General features: G+C 62.5%; 15 protein-coding genes. 6 read left to right on the top strand and 9 right to left on the bottom strand.

The features are described from left to right. Nucleotides 1-34 precede the first annotated feature (34 nt). A complete protein-coding gene (locus ACMGFL_RS07945; RefSeq protein WP_436934999.1) occupies nt 35-277 on the top strand; it encodes a DUF3311 domain-containing protein in 243 nt (80 codons plus the stop codon). Continuing rightward, nucleotides 274-1809: a sodium:solute symporter family protein gene (locus ACMGFL_RS07950; RefSeq protein ID WP_436935000.1), complete on the top strand. Its 1536-nt coding sequence runs from the start codon at nt 274-276 to the stop codon at nt 1807-1809. The genes ACMGFL_RS07945 and ACMGFL_RS07950 overlap by 4 nt, the downstream gene beginning before the upstream one ends. Before the next feature lie 45 nt (nt 1810-1854). Here the strand turns inward: ACMGFL_RS07950 and ACMGFL_RS07955 are convergent, their stop codons facing one another. From ACMGFL_RS07955 to ACMGFL_RS07970, 4 genes are all read right to left on the bottom strand, one after another. Beyond that, nucleotides 1855-2856 carry an AI-2E family transporter gene (locus tag ACMGFL_RS07955; protein ID WP_436935001.1) on the bottom strand — a complete coding sequence of 334 codons (1002 nt, stop codon included), beginning with the start codon at nt 2854-2856 and terminating at the stop codon, nt 1855-1857. A gap of 99 nt (nt 2857-2955) precedes the next feature. Continuing rightward, nucleotides 2956-3846 (bottom strand): phosphoribosyltransferase HisG-related protein, encoded by an 891-nt coding sequence (locus tag ACMGFL_RS07960; RefSeq protein WP_436935002.1) that lies wholly within the window; start codon nt 3844-3846, stop codon nt 2956-2958. A gap of 81 nt (nt 3847-3927) precedes the next feature. Then, a complete protein-coding gene (locus ACMGFL_RS07965) occupies nt 3928-5082 on the bottom strand; it encodes a hypothetical protein (protein ID WP_436935003.1) in 1155 nt (384 codons plus the stop codon). Nucleotides 5083-5186: 104 nt separating this feature from the next. Continuing rightward, on the bottom strand, nt 5187-6026 hold the full coding sequence (locus tag ACMGFL_RS07970; RefSeq protein WP_436935004.1) for an MBL fold metallo-hydrolase: 840 nt from the start codon (nt 6024-6026) through the stop codon (nt 5187-5189). 145 nt (nt 6027-6171) lie between these two features. Here ACMGFL_RS07970 and dph2 point away from each other — a divergent pair, with 145 nt between their 5' ends. Then, a complete protein-coding gene (gene dph2 / locus ACMGFL_RS07975; RefSeq protein ID WP_436935005.1) occupies nt 6172-7224 on the top strand; it encodes a diphthamide biosynthesis enzyme Dph2 in 1053 nt (350 codons plus the stop codon). 79 nt (nt 7225-7303) lie between these two features. Then, the gene (locus ACMGFL_RS07980) at nt 7304-7924 is read left to right on the top strand and encodes an METTL5 family protein (protein ID WP_436935006.1); all 621 of its coding nucleotides are present in this window, start codon (nt 7304-7306) and stop codon (nt 7922-7924) included. A gap of 10 nt (nt 7925-7934) precedes the next feature. Here ACMGFL_RS07980 and ACMGFL_RS07985 read toward each other — a convergent pair whose 3' ends face one another. From ACMGFL_RS07985 to folP, 4 genes are all read right to left on the bottom strand, one after another. Then, nucleotides 7935-9587, bottom strand: coding sequence for a rhomboid family intramembrane serine protease (locus ACMGFL_RS07985; RefSeq protein ID WP_436935007.1), 1653 nt, complete (start codon nt 9585-9587; stop codon nt 7935-7937). Between the two features lie 69 nt (nt 9588-9656). Then, nucleotides 9657-10052 (bottom strand): cupin domain-containing protein, encoded by a 396-nt coding sequence (locus tag ACMGFL_RS07990; protein ID WP_436935008.1) that lies wholly within the window; start codon nt 10050-10052, stop codon nt 9657-9659. 67 nt (nt 10053-10119) lie between these two features. After that, nucleotides 10120-10812, bottom strand: coding sequence for a 6-hydroxymethylpterin diphosphokinase MptE-like protein (locus ACMGFL_RS07995; RefSeq protein WP_436935009.1), 693 nt, complete (start codon nt 10810-10812; stop codon nt 10120-10122). A 202-nt stretch (nt 10813-11014) separates the two neighbouring features. Then, on the bottom strand, nt 11015-12154 hold the full coding sequence (folP, locus tag ACMGFL_RS08000) for a dihydropteroate synthase (protein ID WP_436935010.1): 1140 nt from the start codon (nt 12152-12154) through the stop codon (nt 11015-11017). 117 nt (nt 12155-12271) lie between these two features. On the opposite strand from folP, the gene ACMGFL_RS08005 reads away from it, so the two are divergent. Together ACMGFL_RS08005 and ACMGFL_RS08010 are read left to right on the top strand one after the other, a co-directional pair. Then, nucleotides 12272-13045 (top strand): RNA methyltransferase, encoded by a 774-nt coding sequence (locus ACMGFL_RS08005; protein ID WP_436935011.1) that lies wholly within the window; start codon nt 12272-12274, stop codon nt 13043-13045. A 78-nt stretch (nt 13046-13123) separates the two neighbouring features. Continuing rightward, nucleotides 13124-13582, top strand: a complete 459-nt coding sequence (locus ACMGFL_RS08010; RefSeq protein ID WP_436935012.1) for a universal stress protein — start codon at nt 13124-13126, stop codon at nt 13580-13582. Between the two features lie 41 nt (nt 13583-13623). Here the strand turns inward: ACMGFL_RS08010 and gatE are convergent, their stop codons facing one another. Further along, nucleotides 13624-15495 carry a Glu-tRNA(Gln) amidotransferase subunit GatE gene (gene gatE, locus ACMGFL_RS08015; protein WP_436935013.1) on the bottom strand — a complete coding sequence of 624 codons (1872 nt, stop codon included), beginning with the start codon at nt 15493-15495 and terminating at the stop codon, nt 13624-13626. Nucleotides 15496-15709: the final 214 nt, after the last annotated feature.

Here is a 15709-nt window from a genome sequence, read left to right on the forward strand (position 1 = left end):
TCCTTAACAGACGGCAGTTTCGATAGATAGAGTAATGTCTGAGACAGTAACGAGGGTCGAACAGGTCGGATGGCTGGCTATGATGGCCGTGCTGGTCGCATTTGCCATTCCGTGGTTTCTGTGGGGGGCCGACCGGGTGATCGCAGGCCTGCCCATCTGGGTCTGGTGGCATATTGGCTGGATGGCCGTCGCCGGGGTCGTGTTCTGGGTATTCACGAAACGCGCGTGGGGGATCTGGATACGAGATGGAAACCCGGAGTGGGGTGATCAGGCATGACTGTGAGGCTCCAGCTCGGCATCATCGTCGCGTATCTCCTCGTCGCACTCGGAGTCGGACTGGTGGCCTACCGCGTCACCGAGCGGACGGCAGAGGACTTCTATCTCGCCAGCCGGACTCTCGGCACAGTCGTCTTGCTCTTTACCGTGTTTGCGACGCTTCTCTCTGCGTTCACCTTCTTCGGCGGACCAGACACCGCCTACGCCTTCGGGCCGGAGTGGATCCTGGTGATGGGATTGATGGACGGCATCATCTTCGCGATTCTGTGGTACTTCATCGGGTACAAGCAGTGGCTGCTGGGACAGCAACACCGTTACGTCACGCTGGGCGAAATGCTGGGCGAGCGATTCGGGTCGCGCCGACTGCAGGCACTCGTCGCCGGGATTTCGCTGTTCTGGCTGTTTCCCTACATCATGGTCCAACAGATCGGCGCTGGCGGTGCGCTCCTCGCACTCACCGACGGCGCTGTCCCCTTCTGGTTCGGCGCGACGCTCATCACGTTCTTCATGGTTCTGTACGTCGTGATCGCTGGAATGCGTGGAGTTGCGTGGACCGACACCCTCCAAGGTGGATTCATGCTTCTGATGGTGTGGGCCGCGCTGGTGTGGGTGCTCGTCTCGGTCGACGGCGGCGTATCGACGATAAACGCAGGCCTCGAATCGAGCGCACCCGAGTATCTCGCCCTCGGGGGAGAGTGGTACACCCCACAGCGGATGCTCACGTTCGCCATCTCGATTGCCTTCGGCGTCGCGATGTTTCCGCAGGTCAATCAGCGGTTCTTCGCAGCGTCGTCGGAGACGGTGCTCAAACGCTCGTTCGCGCTGTGGCCGATCCTCGTCGTCTTGCTGTTCGTTCCCGCATTCCTGCTGGGGGCGTGGGCGAAAGGCCTCGGCCTCGAAGCGAATATCGGTTCCGGCCAGTCGATTCTTCCAGTCGTGCTCAACGAGTTCGCCCCTGCGTGGTTCGCCGCGCTGGTGGTCGCCGGTGCCGTCGCAGCGATGATGTCCTCGTCGGATTCGATGCTCCTGTCCGGGTCGTCGTATTTCACCAGAGACATCTACCGACCGCTCGTCGACGACACCCTCTCCCAGAGCCGCGAGGAGGTGCTCGGTCGGGTCGGCGTCGGAGTGTTTGCGGTCCTCGCGCTCGCGGCGAGCATCTGGGTGGAGGAGGTCGGCGCATTCGGTGCAGACGCCGTCGGTTCACTCCTTGTCGAAATCGGTGACCTCGCTTTCGGCGGATTCGCTCAACTTGCCCTCCCCGTGCTCGTTGCACTCTACTGGCGGGAGACGACACGGCAGGGAATCGCCGCCGGGATTGTGGCCTCGCAACTCGGCTATATCGCTTTCAACTTTCTCCCCGAGACGGGGGTCGCCGATGTGACGGTCTTTGCGGTGACCTATTTCGGGTGGGGGATTTCGCTCTACTGTATGGTTCTGGGCTTGGCCGTCACCGTCGGCGTCTCGCTGGTGACTACCCAGAAACCGGATGAGGATGTATCTCTCTATTTCGATGGTCTCACCGCCGACTGATACTGTCGGCTGTCCTATATCAGAGGACGAACACCGGCGGGACTGTCACGTAGGGGCCTCGCCGTTCGTATCGTCGGCGAGCAAGTCGAGCGCGACGCCGAGAACGGCAAGCGCGAGCGGGCCGATAACGATGCCGTAAAAGCCGATGGTGAGCGCGCCGCCGACGAAGCCGATGAAGTAGACTGTCGAGGATAGCGGACGCGGGTCGCCCAGTCGCTCTCGAAACTCGGCGACGACCAGACGCGGAAGCGCGATCAGGAAAATCGATCCGATCACGACGATGAGTCCCGCGAGCAGCAGGTCCCCGACGAGCGCGTGATACGCACCGAGCCCGAAGACGAACACGGAGGGGACCAGAAACGGCAGGATCCAGAACAGCGCCGCCGTGAGCGCAAAGACGAACGGAAGCGAATAGCCGAGCAGTCCGAACACGAAGATGCCAGCGACGTAGGTCACTGTCGCGCCGATGACAGCCAGAACGTAGTGACCGTACAGCACTTCCTTGATTCGGACGTGGATGGCGTTCACAACGTCGTGATACGGGTCCGGAAGCGGCGCGTACGCGAGCGGTTTGAGCCGGTCGTGGTAGTACAACAGCGCAAAGATGACGAAGGCAAAGACGACGGCCTGCGCGCCGTACACCGTCGCGTCCGTCGCCAGCGAGACTGCAAGCTCGTCGACGTTCGGGAGGAATATCTCCTGGATCTCGGTAAAGCTCAGGTCGAACTCGCGACCAGCGACGGTGACCGACTGATGGAACGTCTCCCCGGTGAGGATATCACTGATCTGGTCCCACTGCACCCAGAGAACGATAACGACCGGAAAAATGAGTGCGCTGCCGATGACGACGAGCATCCCCGTGGAGATGATCGCACTCCAGTACGGCGGAACCCCGCGCGAGAGGAACCACCGATGCACCGGCAGCAGTACGTACGCCGCAGCGACTCCAAGCACGACAGTACCGATTACGCGAGAGAGGAAAAGCGCCGCTATCACGACGGTCGCTCCCAGAACGCCAAAGAGGATCTTTCGACGGGTCGGTGCCACACTCGATAGTCGAACGAACGGCGTTAAAAAGTTACTACACCTGTCGAGTGTGCGACTCGACTCCGACTGGGGCGCACCGCGACCGGTCCCGTCTCACCGTCAGAGTTGCGGGATGGCCGTCTCGGTTCCGCCGTTGACGATGGACTCGGCGACCGCTTCGGTGGTCTCGTCGAGTTCGAATCGGTTCGACAGCAACACGGTCTCGCTGGGAAACAGGGATTCGCCGACGATCAGACCGTGCTCTCGCGCAGTCGAGCCAGTCACCGTCAAATAGACCCCGAGGCCAGTCTCTGCGATTGCCGCTTCCTCTTCTGCGTGGCTGCTATCCGGATAGGTGAATTCGATCCCCTCGGTCGCTCGTGAACCGAGAACGGCCTCAACGAGTCGCTCGTATCGCGGCGAGATACACAGCGCCCCCTCGTACTCGCGGACGAATTCGCGGTCCAGATCCCGGTTCCCACAGGTCTCGGGCGTTCCGAGCAGCGTGTGATACACCGTGTCACCGAGACCGGTGTGGATCCGAACGTCGGTGTCGACCGGGTCGATCCGGTCGTTGACCGCAGACAGCGAGTCCAGCGGCTCGGGTTCGAGGGTGACGAGCGTCTCCAAAACCAGATCCGCACTGTCGAATCCGAGCGCGAACTCGTGTGTTCTGAGCGCCCGGAGCGGTTCCTGCCGACCGACGAGTTGGAGGTCGGGGCCATCCCGTGGCACCGTGACGCTGTCGAATACAAGCCGTCTGGGCATCCCCGACCTGCTGTCACGGACGAGTGTGTACTCCGGCGCATGCGGGTCTGAGAGGTTGCTGTACGCGGCCAGACGGTCGTAGACGTCGCGGCTGTCTGTCTGGTTGTCCTTCGTCAGCGCCTTCTCGTACCGGAGCGTGGAGATGATGCTGTCGGCAGTCTCCTGCCAGCCGTCATCGGCCAGTCGCTCGAGAACGGCTTCGAGCGGTCTGCCCTTCCGTGGGACAGCAACGCGAATAGTCATCGTCCGGTGTGACGGCTGCTGTCGTAAAAACCCGTCCGGTTTCCCCGCGAGAACCACGGACCCTCGATCGCGAACACCCGGTCAGTTACCGCCGAAGGTCTTTTTGATCTGCTCTTGCCAGGCCTGCAGGTCGTCGATGCTCTCTTCCATGTCTTCTATCTGGTCGAGCACCTCCCCGTTGACGAGATCCTCGTCGATGCGCTCAACGTCGCTTTCGAGGTCTGCTATCGACGCTTCGACCGAGTCGATATCCTCGGTGAGCGAATCGAGTTCGCCCTCGACGGTTTCGACCTCGCGTTCGACGCTTTCGACGTTCTCCGAAACGGTCTCCACCTCTTCGAGTGCGGTTTCGAGGTCCGAACTCTGATCGGAGATGTCCGATTGCATCCCTTCGAGTCGGTCCTCGAACGAGGCAAGACGCTCCTCGAAGTCCTCGATGAGTTGTTGCCCTGTCCCCTCTTCCTCGAGGAACTCTTCGAGCGCACTGGTGTACGCGCGCAGATCCGCAATATCCGTCTGTAGCTGTTTGATCTTTGCGTCTGCGCTCCCGTCGGAATCGCTCGACTCCACAGCGAAGGCCTGCTGGAGTGCCTTCACATCCTCAGCGGGTGCAGTCCCTTCACGGAGTTCTGCGACGAACGCGCTGACGATGCTGTCGGCCGTGACCGCAGCGTCCGACGCGTTCTCGGCGGTTGTCCCCTCCGAGTTCGGGTCGTTCAGTTCGAGCGTCCCAACGTCTTCGTCGTCGATTTCTGCCTCTGTCTCTTCGAGCCCCGGAATCTCACCGTCCCCGAGAATCGCCTCCTCGACGACGTCGTCGCCGCTTTTCGGGATGATATCCTCCGCGCCGCTTGCCTGTTCATCCTCGGGCAGTGGCGGGTCGACCTCATCGAGCGTGGGTTCGGTCAGAAACTGTTCGACGTCTTCGGTTCCCGTCGCCCGGATCCCGTAGACTGTCGTGTACGAATCACCACTGTCGAGTTCCCGCTCGAAGGTGATCGTCTCGTCGTCGATCATCCAGAACTCGCTGCCGTACTCCGGATGGAATCCCAGATCCTCGACCTCGACACCCTCGGGAACGGTGTCGCTCAGCGACACCCACACGGATTCGTCTCTGTCGGACGTGAACTCGAATGCGATCGCTGGCACCGGAAACTCGTCTTCCTCGAACCGCTTCGTCACGGTCACCCCATCCTCGTGAATTACTTGCTTGTCGTACCCCTCTGATTCGCTCATACATGTAGGTGCAATCGCTAACAGCATTAAGGTATTTTTGTATCAAATCGGACAGTTCGACGGAATTCGGGCCAGTATGAGCAGATCTCACACTCGATGCGCGCTTATCGGAGAAGGTCGAGTCGGTCGCCGATTTCGACCACGTCGAGGACGCGGGGATACTCGAAGCTCTGTTTGTGGTGATGGAGTACGGTCGGGTCGGAGCGAAGTCCCTTCCACATGTCCCAGTGTGTCGGCACGAGTCGGTCGATCTGGAGGTGATTGGCGGCCTCGATGACCATGTTCTCGTCGTTGTACCACGTCGTCCGCTTCGGCGTTCGCGTCTCCTTGTCCGGGATCATCCCGGTCGAGCCAAACGCAAGCACACCGAGGTCGATGTCGTAGCGCTCTCCGACGGATTCGAACTCACCGGGGCGTGCGTCGCCGCCGTGGAAGAAGGTTCCAGTCTCGTGCTCGAAGACGTAGGAGACGGGGTGGTCTGCGTCCGGGTCGTTCGCCGGTTCGACCGAGACAGTCAGGTCGCCGAGCGCGAACTGGTCACCCTCGGTGACCCGCTCGGTCTGTGACGGTTCGATCCCCCAGTTGTCGGTCCAGCCCTCGGACTCGACGACGTCGACACTGGCGGAGGGGCCGTAGAACGTCGCGTCGTTCGCTTCGAGAATCGGTGCCTGTGAGCGCTCGTCGACGTGGTCCGAGTGTTCGTGCGTGGCGAGAACAGCATCGATCCCGGTCAGGTCGTCGGGTTCGAAGGGAATCGGGATCATCCGAACCGTCCGCGGCGGGTCGCCGGTGTTCAGGTAGGGGTCGATGCACAGAGTTGTCCCGCCCGAACTCTTCACGACGAACCCGTTACAGCCGAGATACCAGACGGCGATTCCGTCCGGGTCAGCCTCTGCGACCGCTCTCGGCAGCCAGTCGCCCCAGTCACTGTGTATTTCAGTCATGCCCGAACCTGCGGGGGAGTCCCGGTTGAGTGTTTCGGTGAGTGGTCGGACTCGCTCGAAGGTGCCCAGCGGTAGGTCGCTGACTGAACTAGCGATCGATGTGGAAGCGTCGCCGTTTTACGCGCACGACTCCAATCGAGGGGTAATGAGCCGCGAGCAGACGACTCCCGACGGAGACCTGCGGGCGACCGGGATGGCGCTCCGCCACGACAGGGAGTGGGACTACGAACTCGACCGCATCACAGAGGCCGTCTCGGAGCGTGACGCAGACTCCGTTGGACTCCAGTTTCCCGAAGGACTCAAGCGCCGCGGACCGGGCGTCGCAGACGACCTGCGCGAACGCCTCCCGGACGGCGTCTCGGTGATGATATCTGGCCAGCCCTGTTACGGAGCCTGTGACCTGGATACGTACCTGATGCGCCGGACCGACGTGTTCGTCCACTTCGGCCACTCGCCGATGAAGGAGTCGAAAAACATCATCTACGTGCCGCTGTTCTCGAACGTCGAAGTCGCACCCATCGTCGAGCGAGCGATGGAGGAAGAACTCGCTGACCCCGACGAGGATCCGGACGTGGGCCTTGTCACGACCGCCCAGCACATGAACCGCTTCGAGGAGATGAAGGAACTGCTCGATTCGAACGGCTACACGGTACACACCCGCCGCGGCGACGAGCGACTCACACACGAGGGCCAGGTTCTGGGCTGTAACTACGCCTCCGCAGATATCGACGCCGAGCAAGTGCTCTACGTCGGCGGTGGCAAGTTCCACCCGCTCGGACTGGCGATGGAACACCAGGACAAGACCGTCGTCATCGCCGACCCCGTCAACAACGCCATCTCGATTGCCGACGCCGAATCGTTCCTGAAACAGCGATATGGGGCCGTCCATCGCGCGATGGACGCCGACACCTGGGGCGTCATCTTCTGTACGAAGATCGGACAGGGCCGGTGGGACCAGGCACAGGAAATCGTCGCGAAAAACGACGACGCCTACCTCATCACGCTGGACGAGATCACACCCGACCGACTGCGGAACTTCGGTCTCGATGCCTACGTCAACACTGGCTGTCCGCGGATCACCACCGACGACGGGCCGCAGTTCAACTCCCCGATGCTCACCCCCGGCGAATACAAGATAGCCATCGGCGAGAAGCCGCTCGACTCGCTTTCCTTCGATACGTTCCACGGCACGTGGTAGGCAAAAGCGTCGGTCGCGAATGAAATAACCATCAAGCATGTACAAACATTTTTGTATTAATATCGGGTATTGGTAGTCGATGCCGACAAAGAGCGAGTTGACCCAGCAGCTCGGGGTCGTCGCGGGCTTCGACGACCCGCGGGTGGACCTGGAGCAGTATCGGACGCCGCCGGAACTCGCGGCGCATCTCGTTCACACCGCGGACCTGCAGGGAGACATCGCCGGGCGCGTGGTCGTCGACCTCGGCTGTGGCACGGGGATGCTCGCGCTGAGCGCCGCGTTACGCGGCCCGAAAACCGTCGTCGGGGTGGACATCGACCCCGACCCGCTCGCGACGGCGCGAGAAAACGAGCGGAAGGTCGCCTCCACGAGTCGCGTCTCGTGGGTTCGCGCGGACGCGACACAGGCGCCGCTGTGTCCGACCGAATCGACGACAGTCGTGATGAACCCGCCCTTCGGGGCGCAGTCGGGCAACGAACACGCAGACAGAGCCTTTCTGGAGACGACCGCCGACATCGCTGACGTCTCTTACTCGATTCACAACGCCGACAGCGCCGACTTCATCGAGGCCTTCGCGGACGACCACGACGCCACGGTGACCCACGCATTCGAGGCGACATTCGAGTTGCCACACTCCTTCGAGTTCCACACCGAAGAGCGTCGATCTATCGACGTGGAAGTGTTCCGGATCGAGTGGTAGCCTCGAACGGCTATTGTTCCACATCCTGCAGCGTTCCGCCGACCCGGTAGCGTGCGAACTCGATTTCGGTTCGCTCGTACCTCGCGATGAGGCTGTTTCGGTCGCGCTCGAAGGTGATGTCAGCGATTTCGACCGTCTGGTTGTGCTCTGGAACTGGCGCTTGGCCGAGGACAGTGCCGTTTCGGCTGACGCTGAGTGCGTACGACTCGGTCGTGGGTTCGATTGCGACTGTGCTACCGTTGATGATAACCGACGCGTTCGCAGGCCCGGACGCGAACAACTGCTGTGCAGAGATACCGGCGCGGTTCCCGAACACCTTGTAGGTCTCGTTGCCGTCGACGAACGTCCACGCAGTCCGGGAGACAACAACCACCTCCCGCCACGTGGCGTCACCGAGGGCGATCACTTCACGCCCCTCGGCGGAGAACTCCCGGGCAGAGGAGACCTGCACCCAGGCGTCGCGCTGTTCGCTGGTGACGATCACCCCGGAAGAGGCCGGTGGGGGCGTGAGGAAATCGGGAAGCGGCGAGTCAGCGATGTACTGATTTTCGGCGTCTTCGGCGTACATGACCGTGTAATCGCGCACATCGAGGCCGCCGTCGACAGCGTCGCCGTTGGTCACCGACACCAGATTGAACGCGACACCCGTGAGCGCGAGCGAACAGACGACGATGAGCAACAATCCGACCGCGACCGACCGCAGAGAAACTGAGGGGCGCGAGATGAACTCCCAATTACGCCCGGTGACAAGCAGCGCGACAGCAGTTGCGAGGACGATCACGCCAGCGGTGCCGAGGGCACGATACAGGACGAACTCCCCGCCGCCGCGAGCGATGTACACCGCCTCCATCGACCGGGTGACGAGAAAGACGAGCGCGGCGAAGAAGACGTATCTAAGCGACGGGAACTGGTCGCGATACGACAGCAGCGCGATTCCGACCAACACACCGACGACGAAGCCAAACAGATGTCCCTGAATGGCGGTGTCGACCCACGACGGCGTGAAGAAGCCGGGCTCCGTCCGGAACGTCGGCGTGGGATAGAGAACCGCATCGCGGAGGAGCGCGAGTACCTGCACGCCGAGGAGCGCACCGACAGCGGCAATCGGGGCGGTGACGACAGCCATCCCAGCGAAGGCAAAGACGACGCTCGAAAACCCGATTGCGGCGACCGGAACGAACATGCTCGCGAGCAGTCCCACGACGAAGACTGCGGAGACGAACACGAGAATGCGAACGAAGGGATTGGTCAGCCACGAGGAGAACGTCTTGCTGCCGCGCGCTTGCGGGTAGTGACTCCAGACGTACTCGGCAACCGTTCCGAAGAGGACTGTCCCGACGAGATTGCCAAACAGGTGCGACTCGCTCCCGTGGGCAAACGAGGAAAACAGCATCCCCTGCGGGTAGAAAAACGACCACGACCGAAAGCCGACGACGACAGGGCCGCCCGGTTCGGAGCCACCCTGAACGAACTGGTAGACGGCCCAGACGCCGACGATAACGATGACCGTTCCCCACGGCACGCCGAGGACGAAGCGCCGCCGAAGTGGGTCGAACACCCGCCCGTCCTCACGTCTGAGGACGAGATAGGCGAGGATGAGCGCGAGAAGCAGGAGTGCGAGGCTGAGTGAGTCGACCGGCCCGTTGCCGGGGAGCAGTGACATGCCATAACAGCAGGACGGGACGGGCATAAATCTTCAGCAGGGTTCGTCTGTCGTCCCAGCCAGTGTGAGTTACGTCTCGTCGGCTGGATCGTAGGGCTTGGCAGGGTCGTACTGGGGCGCACCGACACCGAGGACAGAAACGGATTCGTCGGCTGTTTCGGGGTTGTACGCACGGTGCGGGCTGTCAGGTTCGGCCACGAACACGGACTCTTCGGGGACGCTGTAGGTTCGGTCGGGCGTCTCGACGGACAACTCACCAGAGAGCACGTAAAACAGTTCCTCGCGCTGGTCGTGCGAGTGGTAGGTCCGTGGCAGTTGCTCGCCGGGTGCGAGCGTGTACGTCGCCGCGGCAAGCATCGACAGGCCAGCGGCCTCCGATATCGACTGGCGAGTACACGGGTAGTCTGGCGTCGGGTCGAGCGAGTCGGCTGCAACGACGTGATAGGTGCCATCGGAGCCGTTCATACAGACAAGTCAGTCGCACGCGAACGTGTGTCTGACGGCTTGAATTTCGGTTGCTGTACCGGGCCAGCTACGAGAGCCACTCCGCGTCGATACCGTCTCGACGCCCATTCAGCACGGCAAACCGCTCCCCTCGGCGGCGTTCGAGCCAGTAGAGCAGGCGCTCTGCCCAGCGGAGCTTTTTCGCCTTCTCGGGGCCGACAGTGGAGTCGTCGAACGTCCACCCCGGAAAGACGAGTCTGTCGGCCCCGAGTGCGTCTGCGAGAAACGCCGCCCTATCGCCGTCGGTGAAGCCACCGTCGTTGCGAAGCGGTCCGACTGGCTCAGCCTGCGTCGTCGGGATGACCCACTCCGTGTGTAGGTCGGGTACTATTCGCGCTATCGCCTCACGGTTGTCACCGTGAGCGTGGACGGCGACGGGTGTTTCGGCCTCGGTCAGCGCCCGGACCGTCTCGGGGTTTTTGTCCAAATCTGTCACCATACAGTCGACCCTAATGTCGATTGCCTGAAGCCGGTCGGCGGCAACCGACGCCGCGAGCACGACGTCTGCCTCGCGTGCGAGCGCGGCATCCGATTCGAGTGTCGGGCCAGCACCGGCGATTGCGACGGTCTGCCCCTCGATACCAATCCCGGTGGGATCGAACGGCGTCACGTCCGCGAACAGCGCGGCCAGTTCGTCTCGCGCCGCTTCGTCGCCCGCCCTGTCGTATCCGAAGTCGTCACAGATCCGCTCGTAGACTGGCTCCCACTCGGCAAACCGCATCAGAGCCACCTCCGTTTGCCAGCGGAAGTCTCTCGGAGTGGAGCGGCTCTTATCAGTGTTCGTGTCGGTAGGATAGACATACCACTCATCGGGTAACTCCCAGATAAACCGGATTGAGCCGGAATGGCACAGAGGTGTTCCCCTGCCCGTGTGCCCTTTCGGCCGTTACTCGGGTATTCAGGCTCATCCCGTATAAGTTTTCTTACCGAGATTGAGACCAGATCCGCCCGAGCACGTCGGCCAGTTCGGGCGGTTCGCTGACCCGCTTTGCCGTCTTTTCGATGGCTGCGACAGTTCCCGCGACGAGTGTCGTCGCTCCGGCAGTCGCGACAAGTAGCCCCATTTCGGCCCCGATAGCGGACAGTTGCTCGCGTGTATTCTTCGACAGACCGTCGACGGTAAAGGCGCGTGTGACCGTCCGTTCTGCCGCGCTTCCCGGCGTTCCGAACCGGTCTAGATGAGCCGTCATCTCCTCGACAGTCTGGGCGTCCAGTTCCTCGATCCGCAGGCCGTTGGCTTCGGTTCTGAGACGGTCACGGGTGAACTCCCTGCCGACGAGTGCTGCATCGCGTGTTTCGGCTACGTCGTGCGTTCGGACCACGTGCGCACCGCGCTCGACGGCCATCGCAGTCGCTCCGAGCGAGACGGGGAGCGCGTCTTCGGTGTCACGACCAGCAATCTCCCGGAGGAAGTTCTTCCGGTTTATCGAGACCAGGATCGGCTGCCCGATCGCCCGAAACTCCCGGAGGCGGCGGAACGTCTCCCGGTCGTCTTCGAGGGTCTTGTCCTCGCTCCAGCCACCGAACGCGGGGTCGACGAGCGTCTTGTCGGTCAGGCCGTTCTGAAAGAGCGCGTCGTAGATGTCGTCGACGGCCTCGATGGCCCCGGGGCGCTTTAGATCCGGCGGGCTGGCCATCTTCGCGACGGCAACGTCGTAGTCCTCGCAGACGCGGGGCATCTCCGGGTCGGCGAAGCCACAGATGTCGTTGACCATCTCGAAGCCGCGTTCGAGCGCGGCCTCTGCGACTTCGTGATACCGCGTCTCGATGGAGAAGACGGCGTCGCCGCTGACGCTCTCGATGGCCTCGACTGCAGTATCGAGTCTGTCGAGTTCCTCCGAGGCAGACAGCACGTCGAGGCGCTTGTTCGCGGACTCGAGACCGATATCGACGATGTCCGCCCCCTCGTCGATGAGTTCGCTGTCGACGTAGGCCGCGGCCTCCCCCGGGTCGTCGAAGACGGAGGGTTTGTAGGGGGATTCGCTGCTGACGTTGAGCACACCCATGATGCGTGGCGGCGCATCGTCACCGATATCGAGCCCTGCGGCGTCGACGGTTCGCATGGCAGTCCCTTTGAGTGCAGATGGATAAGTGCCTCGTCTTTGACGAGTTTTCGTCGGACCGCCGATCGACTCCGCAGAGTCACGCGATTTATATCACGTCTCCACCACTCCGAACACATGCACGCCGACGAGGAAGCGGGTGACTCCGCGCCGGACATCTCGGTTGCTGTCGTCGCCAGCGAGACGCCCGGAAACGTCGGAACCATCGCCCGTGCCATGAAGAACTTCGGTCTCTCGGACCTGTTGCTCGTCGACCCGCCGCCACTCGACCCCGACGGGGAGGCATACGGACTCGCCGGACACGCCCGCGAAGACGTGCTGCCGAACGCGACCGAGATCAGCTTCGAGGAACTGGCACGGGAGTACCACACGATTGCCTGTACGGCGACGACGAACGAGGACGCCACAGAGCACGTGCGCTATCCGGCCGCCGAACCGGCCGACCTCGTTGAGGAACTCCGGGGCGTCGACTCGCAGGTCGCGCTCGTGTTCGGTCGCGAGTCGGTCGGTCTCTCGAACGAGGAACTCGCCGAACTCGACCGGATCTGTTCGATTCCCGCGAGCGCGTCCTATCCCGTGTTGAATCTCGGACAGGCCGCGACTATCACGCTGTACGAACTTCGGAGTCTCACGGTGACAGACACGCAACACCCGGAGACGATCCATCGTCGCGCCGACGAGGCCGAAATCGAGCGCCTTCACGACCAGTTCGGGACGTTCATCGAAGCCGTCGGACACCCCGAGCACAAACAGGAGAAAACCCGTCTGCTCTTTCGCCGCCTTCTCGGGCGGGCGGACCCAACACCCCGCGAAGTCCGGACGCTCGTCGGGTTGTTTCGACGCGGGAGCGAACGTATCGCGGACGAGACGGGAGATAGCTCGACAGACTGAGCAGCGAGAGTCGACTGAAGCCAACCGTATTTCGTTCTATGTGACAAGCTATTAGTGAACGTTTCACGAACGGAGACCATGGAACGACCACTTGTCGTTACCGACCCGGGTGATCGGTCTGCCGAGATGATCAGCGAGGCCGGTGAACTCGCGGAAGCCGCAGACGTGCCGCTAACGGTACTGACAGTCGTCTCGGACGAGGAATACTCCGGCGACGCTGACGTCCTCAAGACGATAAGCGACATCGAAGGCGCGAACTACGAGATGAGCGCCGCCGAGTACGCCAAGGAAGTCGCCGAGAGCGCCATCTCGGACATTCTCTCGAAGTACGACATCGAAACGGAAGCGGTCGGGCGGGCGGTCGGTGACGACGATGACCGCGCTTCTGAGGTTCTCAAGACGGCCGAACGACACGACAACGACTACATCTTCCTCCTTGGCCGACGCCGCAGTCCGGCCGGAAAGGCCGTCTTCGGCGACACTGCTCAGAAGGTGATCCTCAACTTCGACCAGTACGTCGTCACGCTGACTGAGTGACCTGCTGGAAACGCCCAAACAGGTCCCAGTCACCGGCGTAGTCAGTTCGCTCGCTTCTGAATCTCCTCGCGGAGCACGTCGCTCACGAGGTCACCGTCTGCCTTCCCCCGGAGTGCACCCATGCACTCGCCCATCAGCGCCGAGAACGCGCCCATCCCCTCGGCTTCGACCTGGTCTGCGTTGCGCTCGATGACGTCTCTGACTGCCTCCTCGACTTCCGACCGGTCGACGCCGCCCAGATCCTCCTGTTCGATGGCCGCAGACGCCGAAAGCGACGGATTCTCTGCGAGGGCGCTGAGCAAGTCGGGAAGCCCTTCCCGGGGAACCTCACCGCTCTCGACCGCCAGCAAGGCGTCCGCGAGGTGGTCGTCGGTGAGATTCTCGACCGGAACGCCGTCGCGCCGGAGTTCGGTCAGCGTCGATTCGAGCGCCCCCGCCGCGAGCGTCGGGTCGACCCCCTCGGCGACGAGACGCTCGAACAGCGGCATGTGCTCGCCGTAGGCTACCTGTTCGGCGAGTCCGACGTCCAGACCGTGGGCGTCCTGATAGCGCTCGACCTTCTCGGTCAGCAGTTCCGGCGGTTCCACCGCGGCGGGGTCCGGTTCGACCGGCGGGACGTCGGTCTCGGGGTACATGCGTGCGGCCCCCGGGAGCGGACGGAGGTACCGCGTGGTGCCGTCCTCGTTCGCGTCTCGCGTCTCTTCAGAGACGCCCTCGACGGCCGTTCGCGCCCGCTCGACGACTGCGTCGATGGCGAGTTCCGCCGTCTCCGGGTCGTCGGCGACGAGTGCGACCGCATCCTCCGGGCCAGCGTCGACCGCATCCCGGAGGCGGTCGACTTCCGCCTCGGTGATCCCGTAGGCGGGCAGTTCGTCAGTATGGAAGATACCGCCAGCGCCGTGGCGCTTCGCGTGGTCTGCGAACTCGGTGCCGAGCCGTCGGTCTGGCAGAATCTCCCGGCCGACGAGTCCGTCGAAGCCGCCGAGACGGACGGCGCGAACGGATCCCCCGTCATCGAGCGCACCCCTGATGACGCCGCTGTCAGTCTCGGCAAAGAGGTCCGAAACGTCCTGTGGGTCACCAACGGCGGCGTCCCGTTCGGTCAACGTCTCGGCGATATCGAGCAGTTCGACCTGTCGTCGGACCTCGTTGCGGACGATGTCGTCGATATCGTCGAGGCTCTGGACGCCTTTGATCTCGACGCGAGCGCCCTCTGCGATGGAGACATTCACGTCCTGGCGGATGGTGCCGAGGCCGCGCTTGACCTTGCCAGTCGAGCGCAACAGCATCCCGATTCGCTCGGCGGCCTCACGGGCCTGTTCGGGCGTGCGGATGTCGGGGCGCGTCCCAATCTCCACGAGTGGAATCCCGAGTCGGTCGAGGCTGTACCGAACCCCCTCAGCGGTTTCCTCGACGCGCTGTGCGCTTTCCTCTTCGAGCATCAGGTCCTCGACGCCGACTGCACCTTCCTCGGTCTCGATAACACCGTCGCCAGCGACGAGCATCGTCCGCTGAAAGCCCGTCGTGTTCGAGCCGTCGACGACGATTTTTCGCATGACGTGGGCCTGGTCGACGGGGTCCATATCCAGCAGGGCAGCGATTTCGAGCGTCGTTTCGAGCGCCTCGCTATCGACCCGGGCCGGTGGTTCGTCGTCCTCCTCGACGAGACAGGTGGTATCGTAAGCGAGATACTCGAACTCCCGGTCGACGCGGCTCTCTTCGAGCGCGGCCTCGTCGAGTTCGCCCAGTTCGCTTTTCGTGGGATGCAGATAGCGGGTAAATCGGCGGGTCGACTCCTCGGGTTCCCGGAGTTCGGTCGGACAGGCACAGAACAGCTTCGTCGCCGTGTCCAGTTGCTGATGGATCTCGAGGCCCGCAACCAGCCCCAGATCCTCGTAATCAAACTCACTCATTACCCCTATCTGTGACACCGAGGGGCAAAAAACGCACTATCGAAGACACGTATCGCACACACCACCGTGGAACGCGATTGGGCCACCACGGTTAAGAAGGACGACAAGACAGAGAACTGACTAGTGTTGTCTGATAGCAGCTAGAATTTCGGGATCAGGTACGCTCCATCTCAGATTGTGACTGGATGTCACACGTTACGAAAAATAACCAAAC

Origin of the sequence: Halovenus marina, assembly GCF_051414115.1 — an archaeon.
In the GTDB taxonomy this organism is placed as follows: domain Archaea; phylum Halobacteriota; class Halobacteria; order Halobacteriales; family Haloarculaceae; genus Halovenus; species Halovenus marina.

Excerpts from the sequence above, each read along its gene's own strand:
- ACMGFL_RS08010 (WP_436935012.1), top strand. The coding sequence starts at position 13,124 with ATGGAACGACCACTTGTCGTTACCGACCCGGGTGATCGGTCTGCCGAG.
- ACMGFL_RS07980 (WP_436935006.1), top strand. The coding sequence starts at position 7,304 with ATGCCGACAAAGAGCGAGTTGACCCAGCAGCTCGGGGTCGTCGCGGGC.
- ACMGFL_RS07960 (WP_436935002.1), bottom strand. The coding sequence starts at position 3,846 with ATGACTATTCGCGTTGCTGTCCCACGGAAGGGCAGACCGCTCGAAGCC.
- gatE (WP_436935013.1), bottom strand. The coding sequence starts at position 15,495 with ATGAGTGAGTTTGATTACGAGGATCTGGGGCTGGTTGCGGGCCTCGAG.
- ACMGFL_RS07970 (WP_436935004.1), bottom strand. The coding sequence starts at position 6,026 with ATGACTGAAATACACAGTGACTGGGGCGACTGGCTGCCGAGAGCGGTC.
- ACMGFL_RS07985 (WP_436935007.1), bottom strand. The coding sequence starts at position 9,587 with ATGTCACTGCTCCCCGGCAACGGGCCGGTCGACTCACTCAGCCTCGCA.
- dph2 (WP_436935005.1), top strand. The coding sequence starts at position 6,172 with ATGAGCCGCGAGCAGACGACTCCCGACGGAGACCTGCGGGCGACCGGG.
- ACMGFL_RS07950 (WP_436935000.1), top strand. The coding sequence starts at position 274 with ATGACTGTGAGGCTCCAGCTCGGCATCATCGTCGCGTATCTCCTCGTC.
- ACMGFL_RS08005 (WP_436935011.1), top strand. The coding sequence starts at position 12,272 with ATGCACGCCGACGAGGAAGCGGGTGACTCCGCGCCGGACATCTCGGTT.
- ACMGFL_RS07995 (WP_436935009.1), bottom strand. The coding sequence starts at position 10,812 with ATGCGGTTTGCCGAGTGGGAGCCAGTCTACGAGCGGATCTGTGACGAC.
- ACMGFL_RS07990 (WP_436935008.1), bottom strand. The coding sequence starts at position 10,052 with ATGAACGGCTCCGATGGCACCTATCACGTCGTTGCAGCCGACTCGCTC.
- ACMGFL_RS07965 (WP_436935003.1), bottom strand. The coding sequence starts at position 5,082 with ATGAGCGAATCAGAGGGGTACGACAAGCAAGTAATTCACGAGGATGGG.
- folP (WP_436935010.1), bottom strand. The coding sequence starts at position 12,154 with ATGCGAACCGTCGACGCCGCAGGGCTCGATATCGGTGACGATGCGCCG.
- ACMGFL_RS07945 (WP_436934999.1), top strand. The coding sequence starts at position 35 with ATGTCTGAGACAGTAACGAGGGTCGAACAGGTCGGATGGCTGGCTATG.